This window comes from Rhodococcus sp. BP-241 (assembly GCF_019836145.1).
GTDB lineage: Bacteria > Actinomycetota > Actinomycetes > Mycobacteriales > Mycobacteriaceae > Rhodococcoides.
The window spans coordinates 61,754-80,152 of sequence record NZ_JABUEI010000004.1 but is presented as its reverse complement, the minus strand read 5'-3'; the positions used below and the strand labels follow the sequence as shown (position 1 = coordinate 80,152).

23 protein-coding genes are annotated in these 18,399 nt (G+C 68.6%); 13 read left to right on the top strand and 10 right to left on the bottom strand.

Annotation, left to right across the window (positions count from 1 at the left end; genetic code table 11):
• Positions 1-14 precede the first annotated feature (14 nt).
• Positions 15-596, top strand: coding sequence for a hypothetical protein (locus tag HQ308_RS09565; RefSeq protein WP_051613463.1), 582 nt, complete (start codon positions 15-17; stop codon positions 594-596).
• On the opposite strand, the gene HQ308_RS09560 is transcribed toward HQ308_RS09565, so the two are convergent.
• Positions 569-1,426, bottom strand: a complete 858-nt coding sequence (locus tag HQ308_RS09560) for a class I SAM-dependent methyltransferase (RefSeq protein WP_261775939.1) — start codon at positions 1,424-1,426, stop codon at positions 569-571. The genes HQ308_RS09565 and HQ308_RS09560 overlap by 28 nt on opposite strands.
• A 104-nt stretch (positions 1,427-1,530) precedes the next feature.
• Here HQ308_RS09560 and HQ308_RS09555 point away from each other — a divergent pair, with 104 nt between their 5' ends.
• Together HQ308_RS09555 and HQ308_RS09550 are read left to right on the top strand one after the other, a co-directional pair.
• Positions 1,531-1,791 (top strand): hypothetical protein, encoded by a 261-nt coding sequence (locus HQ308_RS09555; RefSeq protein ID WP_027506312.1) that lies wholly within the window; start codon positions 1,531-1,533, stop codon positions 1,789-1,791.
• Positions 1,792-1,855: 64 nt separating this feature from the next.
• Positions 1,856-2,896 (top strand): NAD(P)-dependent alcohol dehydrogenase, encoded by a 1,041-nt coding sequence (locus HQ308_RS09550; protein ID WP_027506313.1) that lies wholly within the window; start codon positions 1,856-1,858, stop codon positions 2,894-2,896.
• Between the two features lie 72 nt (positions 2,897-2,968).
• On the opposite strand, the gene HQ308_RS09545 is transcribed toward HQ308_RS09550, so the two are convergent.
• Genes HQ308_RS09545 through HQ308_RS09535 form a run of 3 tightly spaced genes read right to left on the bottom strand, consistent with a single transcriptional unit; the run spans position 2,969 to position 5,085 of the window.
• The gene (locus tag HQ308_RS09545; RefSeq protein WP_222646268.1) at positions 2,969-3,835 is read right to left on the bottom strand and encodes a PPK2 family polyphosphate kinase; all 867 of its coding nucleotides are present in this window, start codon (positions 3,833-3,835) and stop codon (positions 2,969-2,971) included.
• 30 nt (positions 3,836-3,865) lie between these two features.
• A complete protein-coding gene (locus HQ308_RS09540) occupies positions 3,866-4,657 on the bottom strand; it encodes a SigB/SigF/SigG family RNA polymerase sigma factor (protein WP_027506315.1) in 792 nt (263 codons plus the stop codon).
• Positions 4,654-5,085, bottom strand: coding sequence for an ATP-binding protein (locus tag HQ308_RS09535; protein WP_056442299.1), 432 nt, complete (start codon positions 5,083-5,085; stop codon positions 4,654-4,656). Before HQ308_RS09535 ends, HQ308_RS09540 begins: the two co-directional genes overlap by 4 nt.
• A 347-nt stretch (positions 5,086-5,432) precedes the next feature.
• Between HQ308_RS09535 and HQ308_RS09530 the strand changes: the two genes are divergently transcribed.
• From HQ308_RS09530 to HQ308_RS09520, 3 genes are all read left to right on the top strand, one after another.
• Positions 5,433-5,798 carry an STAS domain-containing protein gene (locus HQ308_RS09530; protein WP_037186133.1) on the top strand — a complete coding sequence of 122 codons (366 nt, stop codon included), beginning with the start codon at positions 5,433-5,435 and terminating at the stop codon, positions 5,796-5,798.
• A 120-nt stretch (positions 5,799-5,918) separates the two neighbouring features.
• Positions 5,919-6,953, top strand: a complete 1,035-nt coding sequence (locus tag HQ308_RS09525; RefSeq protein WP_222638054.1) for a PHP domain-containing protein — start codon at positions 5,919-5,921, stop codon at positions 6,951-6,953.
• Positions 6,954-7,072: 119 nt separating this feature from the next.
• Positions 7,073-9,322 carry an EAL domain-containing protein gene (locus tag HQ308_RS09520; protein ID WP_222646267.1) on the top strand — a complete coding sequence of 750 codons (2,250 nt, stop codon included), beginning with the start codon at positions 7,073-7,075 and terminating at the stop codon, positions 9,320-9,322.
• Here the strand turns inward: HQ308_RS09520 and HQ308_RS22920 are convergent.
• Positions 9,248-10,279 carry a GGDEF domain-containing protein gene (locus HQ308_RS22920; RefSeq protein WP_222646266.1) on the bottom strand — a complete coding sequence of 344 codons (1,032 nt, stop codon included), beginning with the start codon at positions 10,277-10,279 and terminating at the stop codon, positions 9,248-9,250. The two genes, HQ308_RS09520 and HQ308_RS22920, sit on opposite strands and share 75 nt — an antisense overlap.
• A gap of 126 nt (positions 10,280-10,405) precedes the next feature.
• Between HQ308_RS22920 and HQ308_RS09510 the strand changes: the two genes are divergently transcribed.
• Entirely contained in the window at positions 10,406-10,894 is a 489-nt protein-coding gene (locus tag HQ308_RS09510; protein WP_037186134.1) for a PPOX class F420-dependent oxidoreductase, read from the top strand.
• Positions 10,895-10,901: 7 nt separating this feature from the next.
• On the opposite strand, the gene HQ308_RS09505 is transcribed toward HQ308_RS09510, so the two are convergent.
• Entirely contained in the window at positions 10,902-11,477 is a 576-nt protein-coding gene (locus tag HQ308_RS09505; protein WP_155957057.1) for a type 1 glutamine amidotransferase domain-containing protein, read from the bottom strand.
• A gap of 204 nt (positions 11,478-11,681) precedes the next feature.
• Between HQ308_RS09505 and HQ308_RS09500 the strand changes: the two genes are divergently transcribed.
• Both HQ308_RS09500 and HQ308_RS09495 read left to right on the top strand, forming a co-directional pair.
• The gene (locus HQ308_RS09500) at positions 11,682-11,936 is read left to right on the top strand and encodes a hypothetical protein (protein ID WP_155957058.1); all 255 of its coding nucleotides are present in this window, start codon (positions 11,682-11,684) and stop codon (positions 11,934-11,936) included.
• A gap of 44 nt (positions 11,937-11,980) precedes the next feature.
• Positions 11,981-12,163, top strand: a complete 183-nt coding sequence (locus HQ308_RS09495) for a hypothetical protein (RefSeq protein WP_027506321.1) — start codon at positions 11,981-11,983, stop codon at positions 12,161-12,163.
• A gap of 6 nt (positions 12,164-12,169) precedes the next feature.
• On the opposite strand, the gene HQ308_RS09490 is transcribed toward HQ308_RS09495, so the two are convergent.
• The gene (locus HQ308_RS09490; RefSeq protein ID WP_027506322.1) at positions 12,170-12,871 is read right to left on the bottom strand and encodes a TetR/AcrR family transcriptional regulator; all 702 of its coding nucleotides are present in this window, start codon (positions 12,869-12,871) and stop codon (positions 12,170-12,172) included.
• 276 nt (positions 12,872-13,147) lie between these two features.
• Here HQ308_RS09490 and HQ308_RS09485 point away from each other — a divergent pair, with 276 nt between their 5' ends.
• The 4 genes from HQ308_RS09485 to HQ308_RS09470 all read left to right on the top strand — a co-directional run bounded on the left by HQ308_RS09485 (position 13,148) and on the right by HQ308_RS09470 (position 16,321).
• Positions 13,148-14,419, top strand: a complete 1,272-nt coding sequence (locus HQ308_RS09485) for a DUF445 domain-containing protein (RefSeq protein ID WP_027506323.1) — start codon at positions 13,148-13,150, stop codon at positions 14,417-14,419.
• 207 nt (positions 14,420-14,626) lie between these two features.
• On the top strand, positions 14,627-15,094 hold the full coding sequence (locus HQ308_RS09480; protein ID WP_222646265.1) for a helix-turn-helix domain-containing protein: 468 nt from the start codon (positions 14,627-14,629) through the stop codon (positions 15,092-15,094).
• On the top strand, positions 15,091-15,960 hold the full coding sequence (locus HQ308_RS09475; protein WP_056441562.1) for a heparin-binding hemagglutinin: 870 nt from the start codon (positions 15,091-15,093) through the stop codon (positions 15,958-15,960). The genes HQ308_RS09480 and HQ308_RS09475 overlap by 4 nt, the downstream gene beginning before the upstream one ends.
• Positions 15,961-16,027: 67 nt before the next feature.
• A complete protein-coding gene (locus HQ308_RS09470) occupies positions 16,028-16,321 on the top strand; it encodes a DUF2516 family protein (RefSeq protein WP_027506325.1) in 294 nt (97 codons plus the stop codon).
• Here HQ308_RS09470 and HQ308_RS09465 read toward each other — a convergent pair whose 3' ends face one another.
• The 3 genes from HQ308_RS09465 to HQ308_RS09455 all read right to left on the bottom strand — a co-directional run bounded on the left by HQ308_RS09465 (position 16,322) and on the right by HQ308_RS09455 (position 18,338).
• Positions 16,322-17,578 (bottom strand): Nramp family divalent metal transporter, encoded by a 1,257-nt coding sequence (locus HQ308_RS09465; RefSeq protein ID WP_222646264.1) that lies wholly within the window; start codon positions 17,576-17,578, stop codon positions 16,322-16,324.
• A gap of 68 nt (positions 17,579-17,646) precedes the next feature.
• Complete coding sequence (locus HQ308_RS09460) at positions 17,647-17,859, bottom strand: helix-turn-helix transcriptional regulator (protein WP_027506327.1); 213 nt, start codon at positions 17,857-17,859, stop codon at positions 17,647-17,649.
• Positions 17,859-18,338: a DUF2975 domain-containing protein gene (locus tag HQ308_RS09455; RefSeq protein WP_222646263.1), complete on the bottom strand. Its 480-nt coding sequence runs from the start codon at positions 18,336-18,338 to the stop codon at positions 17,859-17,861. Before HQ308_RS09455 ends, HQ308_RS09460 begins: the two co-directional genes overlap by 1 nt.
• Positions 18,339-18,399: the final 61 nt, after the last annotated feature.

The window sequence follows — 18,399 nt, the reverse complement described above, 5'->3', positions numbered from 1 at the left end:
ACGAGAAGGCCATCATGACAACAGAACTCGACACCACCTCGACCGAGGACGACGCGGCGCCGGACACGGCGGTGCCCGCGGTGTCGTCCCGGACGCGCCTCGTGGCGATCGTCGCCACCGTGGTCGCCGTGCTCGCGACCGTCGCTGCCGTGGTGGCAGGAGTGCAGTGGCAGTCCGCCCACTCGGCCCTGGCCGCGGAACGCGGAGCCGATGCCGACCGCGCCACCGCCGAGAACACGGCGCGGGCGTACACGGAGCGGTCGTTGACCTACGACCACACGGACATCGACGGCTTCTTCGGGGGCGTAGAGGAGGGCACCACCGACGCTCTGCGTGAGCGCTTCGACGGTGTGCGCGAGGTGCTCACGCAGATCATGACCGACTCGCAGGTGGTGGCGTCGGGTCGGGTGAACGCAGCGACGGTCACGGCGCAGGAGGGCGACACCTACACGGTGTCGGTCTTCGCGACCCAGACCACGCAGAACCTGCAGCAGCCCGAACCCGGTGCCGTGCCGACGCTTCTGACGGTGACCGTCGAGCACACCGGCGACGAGTGGTTGGTCTCGGACTACGGAGCCGACACCGGCACGTCCTGATCGCTGCGGCTCAGCCGCCCGGTGACGAACTGGGCTGCGCCGTGGATGCGCTGCTCCACATGCTCGACCCCGCGTTCCCGCAGGACGTCGGTGATGTCGTCGCGTCGGAACATCTCCAGTCCCACGGTGCTCGCTGCCGCGGCGGTGACCGCCCCGACCGGCTGTGGGCCGCGCCGCACCGTCGTCATGAGCGCGATGCGGCCGCCCGGTCGCAGCACCCGGATCATCTCGTCGAGGACCCGGTACGGCTCCGGCACCAGGTACAGCGCGGCGTAGCAGCACACCGCGTCCACGGCGTCGTCCTCGAACGGGATCTCTCGCGCGTCCCCGAGCAGGTAGGCGACGTGCTCGTCGTCGTCGGTGTCCGCCGACGCGCGGGCGATCATCGGCTCCGACGCGTCCAGGCCGATCACGAGAGGCTCCGACACGTCGAGCCCGGTCACGAGAGGCCGACCGTGCGCTCCGGTGAGCATGGCCTCGGCCAGCGATCGCGAGAAGTTGCCGGGTCCGCACGCGACGTCCAGGACGACCGACACGTCGGGGGACACGAGACCGAGGTCACGCACCGCGTAGGCCCGCTGTTCCTCCACGGAGGGCCCGCCGGCGCCCATCCACAGGCGGAACAGAGGCCGCCACGCGCGTTCGTAGACGGCCGCGAGGGGGGAGAAGGTCATCAGGCGCCCGGCGACGGACGATGCGGAGGCGGGGGACGCCTCTCGCGCTGTGGAGTCCGTCACCCGGACGTCGAGCACTCCGCGCATCGGCGACGACGCGTCGACACCCGTTCGGAGCAGTTCTCGGGTCCGCCGTACCGCGGGTGTCTCGGCCATACCGACCACGCTAGCGCGACCACGCCCACGGCGGTGCGGACGTTGCTACTGTGACCGACGGGGTCCGGTCGGACCCGTTCGCGTACAGGGGAGGACGTCACGTCATGGCTTCGATCACGGTGCCCACCATCGCTGGAATCGGTCTCGCTGCAACAGGTGCCGCGCACTTCGTGGCGCCCGACGCCTTCCGCTCGATCACCGAGCCGGCGTTCCCGAAGGACACTCGTACGTGGACCTACCGCAACGGTGCGTCGGAGCTCGTGATCGGCACCGCCATCGCCGTCCCGGCCACGCGCAAGGTCGGTCTCGTCGCGCTCGCGGGGTACCTCGGCTTCCTCGGGTACCGGATGGCCACCGCTCGCTGATCCGTCGCCGGGGACGAACCGGACATGGTTTACGAGTCAACGATGCACGGGTAGACATGTGTACATGTCCACAGCAACCGCATACGCCGCCACCGCACCCGACGCACCGCTCGAGAAGACCACCATCGAGCGACGAGAGCTCGGTCCGAACGACATCCTGATCGACGTCAAGTTCGCCGGTATCTGCCACTCGGACATCCACACCGCCCGCAACGAGTGGGGCGGCACCACGTACCCCGTCGTCCCCGGCCACGAGATCGCCGGCATCGTCGCCGAGGTCGGTTCCGACGTCACCAGCCGCAAGGTCGGCGATCGCGTCGGCGTCGGCTGCTTCGTCGACTCCTGTGGCACCTGTGAGGCCTGCAAGGACGGCGACGAGCAGTACTGCACCAAGGGCGTCGTCCAGACGTACAACTCGAAGACGTACGAGGGTGAGTTCACCCACGGCGGCTACTCGACGCAGATCGTCGTCACCGAGAAGTTCGTGCTGGGCATCCCCGAGGGCGTCGAGCTCGACGTCGCCGCGCCGCTGCTGTGCGCCGGCATCACCCTCTACTCGCCGCTGAAGCACTGGGGCGCGGGCCCCGACAAGAAGGTCGCCATCATCGGCATGGGCGGACTGGGCCACGTCGGCGTCAAGATCGCCCACGCGCTCGGCGCTCACGTCACCGTGCTCAGCCAGACGCTGAGCAAGGAGGAGGACGGCAAGCGACTCGGAGCCGACGAGTACTACGCCACGAAGGACACCACCGCGCTGAAGGACCTGCGCGGGAAGTTCGACCTCATCCTCAACACCGTCTCCGCGAACCTGCCGATGGGCGACTACCTCGGCCTGCTCGCCCGTAACGGCACGCTCGTCGAGTTGGGCGTTCCCGAGAAGCCCCTCGAGGTCCCGGCCTTCAACCTGCTGGCGAACCGTCGTTCGTTCGCGGGCTCCATGGTCGGCGGCATCGCCGAGACCCAGGAGATGCTGGACTTCTGCGCCGAGCACCACATCGGCGCCGAGATCGAGGTCATCTCCGGCGACCAGATCAACGAGGCGTACGACCGCGTCGTCAAGTCGGACGTGCGCTACCGCTTCGTGATCGACACCGCCACCCTCTGATCCACAGGCGCAGCGACACAGCTGCGAACACCACCTTCGGGCGCCGACCTCGCGGTCGGCGCCCGTCGGCGTTCACGGCCGCGGCAGGGACGCCAGACGCTGCTTCTCGTGCTCCACGTCGAAGTCCGCGGGCGGCCACTGCAGGTCCAACGACGTCAGTGCTCCTGTCAGCAGCTCCGTGACGGCGAGGCGGCTGTACCACTTGTGATCGGACGGCACCACGTACCAGGGCGCCCACTCCGTGTCGGTGCGATCCAGGACCGCCTGGTACGCCTCCTGGTAGTCGACCCACTTCTCGCGCGCCTCGATGTCGCTCGGGTCGTACTTCCAGTACTTGTCCGGCCGGCGCAGTCGACGAGCGAGACGCTTGCCCTGCTGCTCCCACGACAGCGCCATGGCCACCTTGACGATGGTGGTGCCGCTCTCGACCACGCGGCGCTCGAAGTCGTTGATCTCGTCGTAGCGCGTGCGCCACACGCTGGGAGGAGCGAGTTCGTTCACACGGACGATGAGGACGTCCTCGTAGTGGGACCGATCGAAGACCCCGATCTGGCCCGGTCGCGGCAGCTTCTTCTCCACGCGCCACAGGAACGGGTGTGCCCGCTCCTCCTCCGTCGGGGTGCCGAAGGTCGCGTGATCGACACCCTGGGGCTCGACCATGCCGAGCACGTGCCGGACCATGCCGCCCTTGCCCGAGGTGTCCATCCCCTGCAGCACGAGCAGGACCGACCGGTGGTCGCCGCTCTTGCCGCAGGCGTACAGACGCTCCTGAAGTTCCGACAGGATCTTGCCGCGCGCCGACATCAACTCCTTGCCGGCGTCCTTGTCGCGATCGAAACCGGGCGTCGACGCGGCGTCCACCGTCGACCACGACCTGACCGACGCGGCCAGGGCCGCGGGCAGATTCGTGGTGAAGCCGGGCGACGGTGAGCTGCTCATCCCGCGAGCGTAGGCGTACGGCCCGCTTCTCTAGTGCAGTTCCTCGCGGAGTTGGGCGAGTGTCCGGGCGAGGAGACGCGAGACGTGCATCTGCGAGATCCCCATCTTCTCGGCGATCTGCGTCTGCGTCATGTTTCCGAAGAAGCGCAGCAGCAGCACGTTGCGCTCACGCTCGGGGAGCTTCTCGAGCAGGGGACGGAGAGCCTCGTGGTTCTCGACGTTCTCCATCTCCTTGTCGTAGTCGCCGAGGGTGTCCGCCAACGACAGGCCCTCGGAATCGCTTCCGCTGGAAGCACTGTCGACCGAGAGTGTCTGGTAGGCGTTGCCGGCGGTGAGCCCCATCGCGACCTCGTCGCGGTCCAGGTCGAGATACTCGGCCAACTCGGAGACGGTCGGTGACCGCCCCTGCGTCTGCGACAGATCCGCGATGGCACGGGAGAGCTGCAGGTGCAGTTCCTTCATGCGCCGAGGGACGCGGACGGCCCATCCCGCGTCACGGAAGTGTCGGCGTACCTCGCCCATGATCGTGGGTACCGCGAAGGACACGAAATCGGATCCGCGTTCGACGTCGAAGCGATCGACCGCGTTGACCAGCCCGACGCGGGCGACCTGCACCAGATCGTCGTGCGCCTCACCGCGGCCGTCGAATCGGCGGGCGATGTGTTCGGCGAGGGGCAGGCACCGCGTCACCAGCTCGTCGCGCAGCTTGCCTCGCAGGGGATCGCCCTCGGGCAGCGTGCGGATGCGGGTGAAGCGCTCGGCGACGTCGGCGTACTCGTCCGCCGAGCGCCGTGACTTCGGCTTGCGTTCGCTTGTCGTCACTCGTCCCAGCCGTGCTTGCTCTTGGTGAACTCGATGGTGGTCGAGACGACACCGTGCTCGTCCTCGGACTGCGACGTCGACACGGAGTCGGTCAGGGCGTTGAGAACGTGCCAGCCGAAACCGCTGGCGTCCAGATCGGCGCCGGCCTCGGTCGTCGTCGTCACCGACACGTGGAGGGCGTCGTCCGCGGTGAGGAAACGGCACACCATGCGGGCACCCGGGGTGGCACGCACGATGAGGCGGCTGCAGGACTCGTCGATGGCGAGCCGGATGTCGGCGATGCTGTCCAGATCGAAGTCGTCCTGGGCGGCGAGTGTCGCGGCCACGGCGCGAGTGACCGACAGCTGGCTCGCGTCGGCGTGGACACCGAGTTCGATGGTGGCGTCGGCCCCCTCCGTGTTCGGCTCCGTCGTGATGGCCCGTGTCATGAGGTCTCCCACTTCTTCGTGTCGCGTGTCGGTTCAGACGAACCTCGTACGTGTTCGACCGGTCGAGATTACCCGGGGGCCGTCGTCGCAAAACGTGCACCGTACCGGCGGCGTCTCCCGCGGCGTCGCTCGATGTTCACCAGGATCCTCACCGAAGTGGTTGGCAGACCGCTCCGGGTAGCGTAGGTTCATAGACAGGTTGAGTCAGCAGCCGACGTACGAAGCACCGTCGATGGTCGCTCGGACTCCTTTCCACCAACCGCCACTCATTCTGCAGTCGCGGACGGGTTCTTTCACCTGCAGCACCATTGCTCTGCTTCTCCAGCTAGATCGGCATTTGGAGAATCATGACTGTTTCGACTTCACACGCATCCACCACCACCACTCTCGGCGACGACGTCGTCATGCTCGGCGGACTCATCTCCGTCGTGCGCACCGACTCGGAGACCACGTACCGCGTCACCGGCAGTGTGGACCTGTCCAACTCGTCCACTTTCTCGGACGTCGTGAGCAACGACGTCGAGGCGGGACGAAGCATCGTGCTCGATTTGTCCGGAGTCGACTTCTTCGGCACCGCAGCACTTTCCGTCGTGGCGGGTCTCGACGACCGCAGCGCGGCGAACGGTTCCCACCTGACCCTCGTGGTCGGCGACGCGGTCACCCGCGTCATGGGTGCCGCTCGGTGGGAGCCCACCGCACGCGTGGTCCGCTGACCACGCTGCACCGAAACTCGGCGTGATCCGGTTCGTCCGGGTCGTCGCTCCCCCCTGCCCCTGTCGCCGGTTCCCGGTGGCAGGGGCAGTGTCATGTCCGGGGCCGTAGGCTCTGACGGCATGGAACCTGTTGCCGCACTGCGAGAGGTGGCGTTCTGGCTCGAGCGGTCGCGGGCCGAGACGCGCCGGGTCAAGGCCTACCGCACCGCCGCCGACGTCCTGGCCGCACTGGACGCCGACAGGGTGGCCGAGCTCGCTCGCACCGACGGCTGGACCACCCTGCGCGGCATCGGTCCGAAGACCTCCGCGGTCGCCGCGGCGGCCGCGGCCGGCGAGGTTCCCGAGTACCTCCTGCAACTGCGCGCCGAGGCACAGCCCATCGGTGTCGGCGGCGAGGAACTGCGAACAGCTCTGCGCGGGGATCTGCACACGCACTCCGACTGGTCGGACGGGGGAAGTCCGATCGAGGAGATGGCGGAGACCGCGCGCAGGATCGGGCACGAGTACTGGGTGCTCACCGACCATTCACCGCGTCTGACCGTCGCCCACGGGCTCTCCGCCGACCGACTTCGCGCCCAGCTCGAGGTCATGGACGAGGTGCAGCGACGGTTCGAGACCGACGGCGGGCGGCCGATGCGGGTGCTGACCGGCATCGAGGTCGACATCCTCGACGACGGGTCGCTGGACCAGGAGCCGGAGCTGCTCGACGACCTCGACATCGTCGTCGCGAGCGTCCACTCCCACCTGCGCGCGGACAGCGCCACGATGACGGCGCGCATGATCGCCGCGGTGACGAACCCGCAGGTCGACGTTCTCGGCCACTGCACCGGCCGTCTCGTCGAGGGCGGACGCGGCACCCGCCCCGAGTCGACGTTCGACGCCCGTGCCGTGTTCGAGGCGTGCCGTGACCACGGGACCGCGGTGGAGATCAACGCGCGTCCCGAGCGCCAGGACCCGCCGGAGCGGTTGATGGAGCTCGCTCTGGAGATCGGCTGCCTGTTCAGCATCGACACCGACGCGCACGCCCCCGGCCAACTCGACTGGCTCGGCCACGGTTGTGCGCGTGCCACCGCGGTGGGCGTTCCGCCGGACCGTATCGTCACCACCTGGCCGGTCGACCGGTTGCTGGACTGGGCGTCGTCGGACGGAGCGTGACGCGGGCAGGTACCGGTCCCCGAGAGGAAAAGCGGGCAAAGAACGGGCAGAGTGCGTCGAAGGTGGAACAATCGCGAGGTGTTGCTGGGGGCGGAAACGGGTCTGGGGGCGGAGACGTGGTGACGGGAAGCCTGAACTCGGGTGGCCTGAACTCTGGTGGTTCGGACTCGGGCGACGCCGGCGACAGGCGCACCGTTCTGGCAGCGCTGACGGCGATCTCCGAGTCGTCCCAGGACGGTGTCGTGGTCTTCGATCGCAACACCTCCGTGCGGTACGCCAACGCCGCCGCCCGCACCATCCTCGAGTTCCCGGCCCACGAGAACCCGTCCGCGCGAGACCTCGTCGCGGACACGGCGGCCTCGACACTCGACCTCATTCTCTCCGAGCTGAACGCCACGGGAGCCTGGACCGGTCGGATCGCGGTGGGAACTCCGGCCCGACCGATCCTGGTGTCCGCCTGGGTACTCGGGCCCACCGACGGCCACGAGGTCGTGGTCGCGACACTCGTGGACGGCTCCGAGCGGCAGGAGCGCGAGGAGGAGCTCGTCGACGCCCTCACCGCCGTCCGCCGCCGAGCGCGCGAGCAGCGCATCGTCGCCGGGCTCAACCGTGCGGCGCTCACCGGATCCTTCGACGACCTCGTGGCCACCGCTCTGCAGTCCATCGTGGACCTTGTCGGTGCCACGCACGCCGTGGTGTTCCGCCGACGCGGTGCGGACCGCCTGGCCGTCCACGCGGCCACCTTCGAGCCGCCCGACGAGGAGACCCTGCCCTCGGGCACCGCGACGCTGGCCGGCTACGCGCTCGAGCGCGAGGAGGTGATCGTGTGCGCGGACACCCGCGACGAGACCCGCTTCGACGTCACCCTGCTCGAGGACCACGACCTCCGCAGCGGTATCGCGGCTCCCGTCCGCGGGGGCGACGGCACGTGGGGTGTCCTCGTCGTCTATCGCACCGAGCCGCACACGCCGTCGGCCGACACGTTGTCCTTCGTCGTCACGGTGGCCGCGGTGCTGGCGTCCGCCGTGCGCCGGTCCGACCTCGAACGCGAGCTGCGATACCGCAGCCTGCACGACCCGCTGACGCAGTTGGCGAATCGCACGCTCGCGTACCAACGCATCGATTCCGCGCTCGGAGTCTCGCGCGAGGACGGCACGCTCACCGCGGTGATCCTGGTGGACCTCCACGACTTCCGCACCATCAACGACAGCTTCGGCCACGGGGCGGGGGACGCGGTGCTCACGGCGGTGGCGCCGATGCTCACCCGCACCGTCAGGCCCTCCGACACCGTCGCCCGCTTCGGCGGCGACGAGTTCCTGCTCGTGTGCCCGGGCCTGCGCAGCACCTTCGACGCCATCGGCGTCGCCCAGGGTGTGCTGGCCATGTTCCGCCGTCCGCTCACCATCGGGAACCGGACGACGACCGTCACCGCCTGCATGGGCATCTCGGTCGGGTACGGCGAGCACACCGCCGCGGAGATGGTCCGCCAGGCGGACGTCGCCATGGGCGGCGCGAAGAAGGAGGGGCCGGGGAGCTACGAGCTGTACGACAAGGTGCAGGGCGGAGAAGCGTTGCGGCGCTTGACCATCGCCTCGGAGCTCCGGTCCGCGATCGAGAACGACGACCTCGACGTGGCGTACCAGCCCGTGTTCGACATCCGATCCGGACGCATGACCGGGGTCGAGGCGCTCGCGCGGTGGACCACGTCGAGTCTCGGCGTCGTCGGGCCCGACGAATTCGTTCCCGCCGCCGAACGCGCGGGCCTGATCGGGCCGCTCGGCAGCTGGGTGCTGCGCCGGGCGTGCACCGAGGCCGCGCGCTGGCAGACCGGTGATCCGGTGGAACTTCGCGTCAACGTCAGTCCGCTGCAGCTTCGTCAGCGCACGTTCGCGTCGTCCCTCGCCGACACGCTCGAGCGGACCGGTCTCGCCCCGGATCTGCTGGGCATCGAGATCACCGAGACCCTGTGGCTCGAGGACACGTCCGCCGTGAAGAACAATCTCGACGAGCTGCACCGGATGGGCATCAAGATCCTGCTGGACGACTTCGGTGTCGGCCACAGCTCGCTGGACTACCTGACGCGCTTCCCGATTCTCGACGCCATCAAGATCGATCGATCGTTCGTCGCCGACCTGCCGACCGAGCAGTCGGAGGCGGTCATCCGCGCCGTCGTGTCGGTGGCCGACGCGTTCGGTCTCGACGTGGTGGGCGAGGGTGTGGAGACCACGGCCCAACTCGACAGCCTCGTCCGGTGCGGATGCGGCTACGCCCAGGGCTACCTGATGGCGCGACCACTACCGCCGGGCGACGTGACCGCCCTGGTGGCGTCCGGGGGTCGGATGAATGTCGATGCCGGACCTGCTCGGTGACCGACGCTTCGACACGTACATGTTCTCGTCCGCGAGCGACCACGACGCGGTGATGCTGCCGGCCTCGGTGACCGTGCTCCAGCCGACCGACATCGGCACGTCCGCCGCGTGGGCGGAGGACTCCAGGGCCGTGAGCATGCCGTCGACGTCGGTGGCGTCGCGGTCGAACACCAGGACTCCGAACTCGTCGCCGCCGAGACGGGCCACGACGTCCGACTCGTGAGCCCACGCCCGCAGCAGTTCGGCGGCGCGTCGGATCACCCTATCTCCCGCGGCATGGCCGTGCCGGTCGTTCACCTGCTTCATCCCGTCGAGGTCGACGACCACCACGGCGCCGGGGTCGGCGAAGCGAGTCCAGCGCGCGTCCTCGGGCTCGAGCACCCGGTTCCATCCCCGCCTGTTGAAGAGTCCGGTGAGAGGGTCGGTCTCCGCCTCGCGCCGAGCCAGTTCGGCGGACCGCTCCGCGACCGCACGGGCGTGGTCGGTCTCGAACACCGTGGTGAGCAGACCGGACAGAAGATCGAGCAGCGCGGTCATGCCGGCGGGCAGCGGCCCGCTGATCGGCCGCGAGCCGAAACCGCACATCGTGCCGAACAGCGAGCCGTCCGCCCGCCGGATGGGCACACCGATGTACGACCGGACCGGGTCGTGCCCGGGAACGCCGATGCGCGGGATGCCCGCGTCGTCGAGGTCCTCCACGACGGACGGGATCTCGCCCTCGGTCATCGAATGGCACAGCGACTCGTTCCACCCCACGACGAGGCCGGTGTCGATCCCCAGGCCGTTGGTGTTGGTGCGCAGGAAGATCTGCTTGTCGTCGACGACGCGCGAGACGGCCCAGGCCGTCGCGGGAACGATGCTGTCGAGATACGCGACGACGGCCGCGCCCGCGGCGTCGAAGGTGGAGAGCGCGGAGGGCGGCGGTGCGATCGAGGGGGGACGAGGTGGAACGGTCACGGTCTGTCCTGAGGGCGGAAGGTCGACCGCGGCACCCCCGGAACCGCGTGGCCGGTGAGTCCGGACCGAGTGTCGTCTGTCGGCACCGATTCTAGCCCCCGGCGGGCGAGCACCTACCCTCGAATCATGGCACCGACGTACGCAACAGCCGACCGAGTCGATCTCGATGCCCTGCATCGCTTCGTCGCCGAGCGGCATCACGCCACCCTGGTCACCACGAAGCAGTCCGGTGGACTGCAGATCTCACCCGTGACCTGCGGGCTCGACGCGCAGGGGCGCATCGTCGTCTCGACGTACCCGCAGCGCGCGAAGACCGTGAACATCCGTCGGTCCTCGGCCGTCACGCTCTGCATCCACTCCGACGACTGGAACGGCCCCTACGTGCAGATCGACGGCACCGCGGAGGTCATCGACCTGCCCGACTCCGTCGAGCCGCTCGTGGACTACTACCGGGCGATCGCGGGCGAGCACCCCGACTGGGACGAGTACCGGCAGGCGATGGTGACGCAGGGCAAGTCGATCATCCGGATCGCCATCGACACGTGGGGACCGATCGCGACCGGCGGATTCCCGCCGCCCGCGCAGGATCAGCCGGCCGACGAGTCGAACGGCTGACCCCGGCTCACTCGGCCGCGTCGAGAGCGGTGACGGCCTGGACCACGGCCTCGCAGAACGCGGGAATGTCGTCCGGGTTGCGGCTGGAGATCAGGTTGCCGTCCACGACGACCTCCTCGTCCACCACCGTGCCGCCGGCGTTCCTGATGTCGGTACGCACGCTCGGGTACGAGGTCAGCGTGCGACCGCGTACGACGTCGGCCTCGACGAGCGTCCACGGGCCGTGGCAGATCACCCCCACCGGCTTGCCGGAGTTCACGAAGTCGCGGACGAACGACACCGCGTCGGTGTCGAGGCGCAGCGTGTCGGGGTTGGTCGTTCCACCCGGCAGGACCAGCGCGTCGAAGTCGTCGACGGAGGCCTCGGCGACCAACTGGTCGACGGCGAAGGTGTCGGCAGGTTCGGTGTCGTTCTCGAAGGCCTGGATCTCACCGTGGGTCAGCGAGAGCAGCACCGTGGTCGCTCCGGCCTGATCGAGTGCCTCGCGGGGAGCGGTGAGCTCGATCTGCTCGACACCGTCCGTCGCGAGGAACGCCACGGTGCGGCGGGCCGACCCGGAGTCGGTGTTCGGGGTGTCAGTCATCGTGAACCTCTCTCGTTCTCGCCGTGTCGCGGGACGCGATGCGGCTGTCCCGATCTACCCGGCACCCGGTGGTGGGAAACGGCACACCCTCGGCGGGTTGGATCGGCCCGGGCGCGGGTATCTGCCCTTCGACCGGATGGTGAGCACGTCCGATCGAGGCACCGCTGCGTTCACCGAGAGGTGACGCGGGAGAGGGGAACACCAGTGAGCACACCGACAGTGGACGCGGCCGGAGCGGTCGTGCCCGACACCGCCGGCGATGCCGCCGAGGCACCCGTGATGACCTGCCTCTTCGAGCACACCACGGCGGGAATCGTCCTGATGGTCGCCCTGTGCGCCGGGATGGCGGCCTTCGTGGCGGCCGCGGTGAACTCCTTCGCCCTGGGAGCCCTGGTCGGTGTCCTCATGATCGGTATGGCCGGTATGGCCGTGGTGTTGGTTCCGGTCGAGCGCCGGTAACCTCGGAACGGCCCACGCAGACTCACCGAGGGAGGGAACGACAGATGCCCGATTTCACGAGCCCGGAACTTCCCGTCGAGGACGCTCTCGAGCAGGAGCGGGACACGGTGCGGGACGACGACACCGACGCGGTCACGCCCACGGTCGCCGTGACGTACGACGCCTCCGACGCGGACCTGCTCGAGCAGAGTCGCGACGTCCCGCTCGACGACGAGCACGACCGCTAGGCGCCTCTATTCGTCGACGAGTGGGTGGTCGACCGCGTTGAAGCGTGAGGGCGAACCGCCCGCTTCCGCGACACCGTGGATGCCGCCCCACACCATCATGGTGAGGTAGTCGATGAGGTCCGCTGCCGACATCGACCGGTTCGAGATCCACCAGTGCGTGGCCAACTGGACGCCGCCCACGATCCCGTACGACCAGGGCAGCGATCCGCCCGAGTCCATCTCCATCCGGCGCAGGCGCTCACCGAGCACCGTCGCCAGCAGTTCGGCGATCATGCGCTCCGACTCGGCGACCACGTCGCGGTTCGGCCCCGAGCTGTTCGACATCGCGTACAGGTAGACCTCGGGGTCGTCCGCGACGGTCTCCACGTACGCGGCGACCACCTGGCGGGTGAGGTTGTACTCGTCGAGCTCGACGCTGATCGCGTCGTAGATCCGCGGTGCGAGAGTCGTCTCCACATATCGCTCGAGCGTCGCGTTGGTCAGATCGTTCTTGTCGTGGAAGTAGCGGTACAGGACGGTCTTCGAGATACCGATCTCGGTGGCGATCTCGTCCATGCCGATGTTGCGGCCGCGCAGCCGGATGGCGGCGAGAGTGCCGTCCACCAGTTCCTCGCGACGGGCGATCTTGTGCTCGCGCCAGCGTCGCTTGCGGCCGTCCGGCTTGTCCGTGCGGGCGTCGGTCGCGGTGTCGTCGGAATCCGGCTTCACCGTCTCGGCCCTGGCGGAACGGGTTCGCCCGGTCTTCCGGGCCCCGGTCTCGTCGGCGTCCTGGTCGGCGGTGTCCCCGTCGCTCTTCCTCGCTGCCGATCTGCTCGCCACGCGCGTGTACTCCGTCCCGATGTCCGACTGCGCTTCTGGCGCACTCGTGTGCGGCGGCGCATGTCACGTCGCCCACTCCAACAGTAGTGCCCGGCGCCGTCGGACCCGCGTCCGGGCGAGACGTCGTCGCCGGTCGGGGCACGAGTCGCGCGCCGACCCTGCACAATGGAGTCGGTGCAGCTCATGACATTCGACGAGGACGTCAAACGACGCGACCTCCGCAAGATGAAGATCGTCGCCACCGGCTTCCTGGTGTTCGCCTCCATCGTCTATCTCTTCTGCCGGTGGCAGGAGTCCCGCGGCGCCGGCGGCTGGGTCGGTTTCGTCCGGGCGGCGTCGGAGGCGGGCATGGTCGGCGCGCTCGCCGACTGGTTCGCCGTCACCGCTCTCTTCAAGCACCCCATGGGTCTGAAGATCCCGCACACCGCGATCATCAAGCGGAAGAAGGACCAGCTCGGCACCAGCCTCGGATCGTTCGTCGGGCAGAACTTCCTCGCCGTCGACGTCGTGTCGCAGAAGGTCGAGTCCGCGCGCATCCCGCTGCGCCTCGGCACCTGGCTCGCCGACCCGGCCCACGCCGACCGTGTCGCGGAGGAGACGGCGACCGTGCTGCGCGGCTTCCTCGACGTGCTCGACGACGAGGACATCCAGCAGGTCATCGACAACACCATCGTCAAGCGCCTCGGTGATCCGCAGTGGGGGCCGCCGATCGGACGCGTCCTGGGCTCGCTGCTCGAGGACAACCGGCAGAAGCCACTGATCGACCTGCTCGCCGAGCGCGCACACGAATGGGCCCAGAACAGCCTGCCGACCATCGACCGGATCGTGTCGAGGGACTCTCCGTCCTGGTCGCCGAAGTTCGTCGATGTGCTTCTCGGAGAACGCATCCACCGCGAACTCGTGGAGTTCACGTGGAAGGTCCGGTCGAACCCGCAGCACGAGTTGCGGCTCGCGGCCGACAAGTTCCTCACCGACTTCGCCGACGACCTGCAGAACGACCCCGACACCATCGCCAAGGCCGAGTCGATCAAGTCGGAGATCATGGGCCGCGACGAGGTCACCGGCCTCGCGGCGGCATCGTGGAAGGTGGCCAAGCGGCTCATCGTCGACTCGGTGGACGACCCGAAGAGCACCCTGCGCGCCAAGATCAGCGAGAACGTGCAGAAGTTCGGGCTCCGCCTGCGCGACGACGACGCGATGCGCGGCAAGGCGGACGGCTGGCTGATGGCCGGCGTGCGCTACATCGTCGAGAACTACACCGACGAGATCACCACCGTCATCACCGACACCGTCGCCCGATGGGACGCCGACGAGGCCAGCCGCAAGATCGAGCTGCAGGTGGGACGGGACCTGCAGTTCATCCGCATCAACGGCACGGTGGTCGGCTCGCTCGCGGGTCTGGCGATCTATTCGATCTCGCACCTGTTGTTCGGGTAGCCGCCGCGGCCGTGCACGGGGTGCGTGAGGTGCCCACCCCTTTCCGCCGACTGGTCGGGGTGCGCAGCGCCGAGCAGGGTGTGTGGCTGGTCGACACCACCACCGCGTGCCCTCGGGTGTGGGTGCTAGCACAGTGCTTGCAATTGCTAGCACCCTTGGTTATCGTCGTTGGCGAGGCGCATTCGACATGAGTCAGGAGTGTTCGAGATGGCATCCGAGGAGAAGGAAGGCGACGACACCACAGTGGTGTCGGCAGCCGGAGATCTCGCCGCCCGCGTCGTCAGCACGGCGACACAGGACATCGGGAGTTTCATTCGGGCACAGCGAGAGTCGGCCCAGGTGTCCCTGCGGCAACTCGCACTCTCCGCCGGCGTCAGCAATCCCTACCTCAGCCAGATCGAGCGGGGCCTGCGCAAGCCGTCGGCAGAGGTTCTGAGTCAGATCGCCAAGGGTCTTCGTGTGTCCTCGGAGGTCCTGTACGTGCAAGCCGGTCTGCTCGAGGAACGGCCGCACAGTCCCATCATCGACGCGGTGCACGGTGACGACTCCATCACGGAGCGTCAGAAGCAGGTGCTCCTCGAGATCTACTACTCGTTCCGCCGCGAGAACGAGACCGGCACCCCCACGCTGCGATCAGAGATCAACCACGAAACGACATCAGGAGTTCACACATGACCGACCCGAAGTTCGACACCGTCAAGACCCCGCTGTTCGCCGCCGTCGGCGCCGGTGATGCCGTGGTCCAGGCCGTGGCCGACGTCGTCGCCCAGGTCCGCCACCGCGCCGAGAGCACGCAGGCCGACGTCAACGACCGCGTCGACACCGCCCGCGCCCGCCTCGCCGACCTGCAGGAAGACGTCACCGAGAGCGTCGAGACGCTCCGCGGACGCCTGAACGCGCTGCCGCAGGAGCTGCCGGACGAGATCGCCGATCTCCGCGAGCGTTTCACCCCCGAGGAGCTCCGCAAGGTCGCCGAGGCCTACCTCAAGGTGGCGTCGGACCTCTACACCGCACTCGCCGAGCGCGGCGAGGAGACGGTCGAGCGCATCCGCAAGAACCCGGCGGTCGAGGACGGTCTCGAGCGCGCCAACGCCGTCGCCAACGACGCTGTCGACCTCACCGAGCAGACCCTCGGCACCGTCGCCTCGCAGACCCGCGCCGTCGGTGAGCGCGCCGCAGCCCTCGCGGGCCGCGCGTCCGATCGTGTGCAGGAAGGTGCCGACGAGGCCACCGACGCGATCAAGGAAGGCGCCGAGGACGCCGTCGACAATGTCGACGAGGCTGCCGACGAGCTGAGCGAGAAGATCGACGAGCTCGGCCAGAAGGCGAAGACCGCAGGCCAGAAGGCGTCGGATCGCGCCTCGGGTGCAGCCGGCACGGTCGAGGGCAAGACGCGCAACAACGCGGGCTCGCCCATCAAGAAGACCCCGGCCACGAAGTCGGCTCCCGCCAAGGCCACCCCGGCCAAGGCCTCGACTCCCGCCCCCGCCAAGAAGGCCACCCCGGCCAAGAAGGCTCCGGCCAAGAAGTCGACCAGCTAGTCGATCGCGACAATTCCGACCCCCGCGCTGACGAAGCGCGGGGGTCGGTGTCGTTTAGGATGACCGCATGCCCATGGCGTACAGCGCGACCAGCGCGATCATGAACATCCTGCAACTCATCGCTCTGGTGGGTGTGGCGTTCGCGCTCTTCCACGCCATCCGCCAGCGCCCCGACGCCTTCACCGCCGCGGACAAGCTGAACAAGCCGGGGTGGGTGGCCATTCTCGCGGTCGCGCTGCTGATCCTGCTCGTCTTCCCGGTGGTGGGCTTCGTCGGCATCATCGCCGTCGTCGCCATCGGTGTGTACCTCGTGGACGTGCGGCCCAAGGTCGACGACATCCAGCGCGGACCGCGCTGGTAGCTACCCCTGGCCGGTGACCGTGAGCCAGAGCAGTGCCGCGTTGAGCGCCACGATCAGGCCGGTGGTGACGACGGCAAGGACCACGGTGGTCCGTGAGTTGATGCGGGCGCCCATCACCGCGCTGCTGGAGGTCATGCGCACCAGCGGGATCAGCGCGAACGGAATGCACAGGCTCAGCACCACCTGACTCAGCACCAGCGCCAGCGTCGGATCGACGCCGATACCCAGGACCACCAGCGCGGGAATCAACGTGACGACGCGGCGCACCTGGATCGGGATCCGCTTCTGCAGCAGTCCCTTCATGATCTCGGCACCGGCGGCGCAGCCCACCGAGGTCGACGCGAGACCCGAGGCGAGCAGGCCGACGGCGAAGATCGCGGCGACCGCGGGCCCGAGATTGTTCTCGATGGCCGCGTGCGCGCCGTCGATGGTGTCGGTGCCCTCCTCGCCGCGGAACGCCGATGCGGCGAGCAGCAGCATGCCGATGTTGACGCTGCCGGCGATGATGAGCGCGAACGTGACGTCCCACTTGGTCGCGCGCAGCAGGCGGTCGAGCTTGCCGGAGTCCTTCTCGACGCCGTGGCGGTCGCGGGCGAGCGCGGAGTGCAGGTAGATGGCGTGCGGCATGACCGTCGCGCCCAGCATGCTGGCCGCGAGCAGGACCGATCCGGAGCCGTCGAACCCCGGTACGAGACCGCCGGCGACACCGCCCGCGTCGATGTCGGTGAACAGCAGGCCGGTGAGGAAGCCGATCGTGATGATGGCGAGCATGCCGATGACGACGAACTCGAAGGTGCGCTGACCCCGCCGTGACTGGACGGCCAGGATCACCATCGACACGACGCCGGTGATGAGACCGCCGACGAAGAGCGGAACGCCGAACAGGAGGTTGAGCGCGATGGCGCCGCCGATCACCTCGGCGAGGTCCGTCGCGATCGCCACGGCCTCGGCCTGCACCCAGAAAGCCCGGCGGGGCCAGGGACGCATGCGGTCGCCGAGCATCTCCGGCAGTGATCGTCCGGAGACCAGGCCCAGCTTGGCCGAGAGGTACTGGATCAGTACCGCCATCGCATTGGCGGCCACGAGTACCCACACGAGGAGGTAGCCGTAGCGCGCGCCCGCGGTGAGATTCGCGGCGACGTTGCCCGGGTCGACGTAGGCGATGGCGGCGACGAACGCGGGGCCGAGCAGCGTGAACAGCCGGACGGGAGTGATGCCTCCGGATGTGGGTAGAAGAGTTCCGATGCGGTCGACCATGACGGAAGTGTAGGGCACCCGGCGCGATCATGTTCGCCGGGCCGTACCGATAAGTTAGGGCACCCGCATCATGTCTCGTCGTCCACCCATTCGAGCAGGTCACCCGGCTGGCACTCCAGCACCCGGCACATGGTCTCCAGGGTGCTGAACCGCACCGCGCGGGCCCGCCCGTTCTTGAGTACGGCGACGTTGGCCGGGGTCAGTCCGACGCGCTCGGCGAACTCGCCGACGCTCATCTTGCGCTTGGCCAGCTCCACGTCGATGCGGACGACGATGGGCATCAGATGACGCCCTCGAGGTCGGCGCGCAGGTCGCTCGCCTTCCGCAGCAGGGCACGCATGACCATCATCAGCAGTGCGGCGACGCCGACGATCATGCAGAGCAGGAACAGCAGGAGCACGGGCCCCGGATCGTCCGCGCGGAACCCGACGACGAGGAACACGACACCGAGCGACACACCGGCGGCCACGATCGCGCGGACGATCGCGTCGACCCACACGAACGCGGCACCGGAGAAGATGCGATCCCGGCGGACGAGAGTGAGCAGCTTCCAGGTGGCGATGACGACGATCTGCACGCACACCACCCAGAAGATGGTGAGCGCGGTGAGGGGCCATCGGAGGTACGCGGATTCCGGGTTCTCGCGGGCCATGTGCGCGAACTGTCCCGGCAGCGCCATGACCTGGAACAGGACGAGCAGGGCGAACAGGCCGGCGAGGAACACCCTGAGTGTCGCGACGACGCGTCTTTCCGTGATCATGCATCGAGTATCGGTCAGGATCTATCGAAAATCAATAGGTACTGGTGCGGGAGGGCGGCAG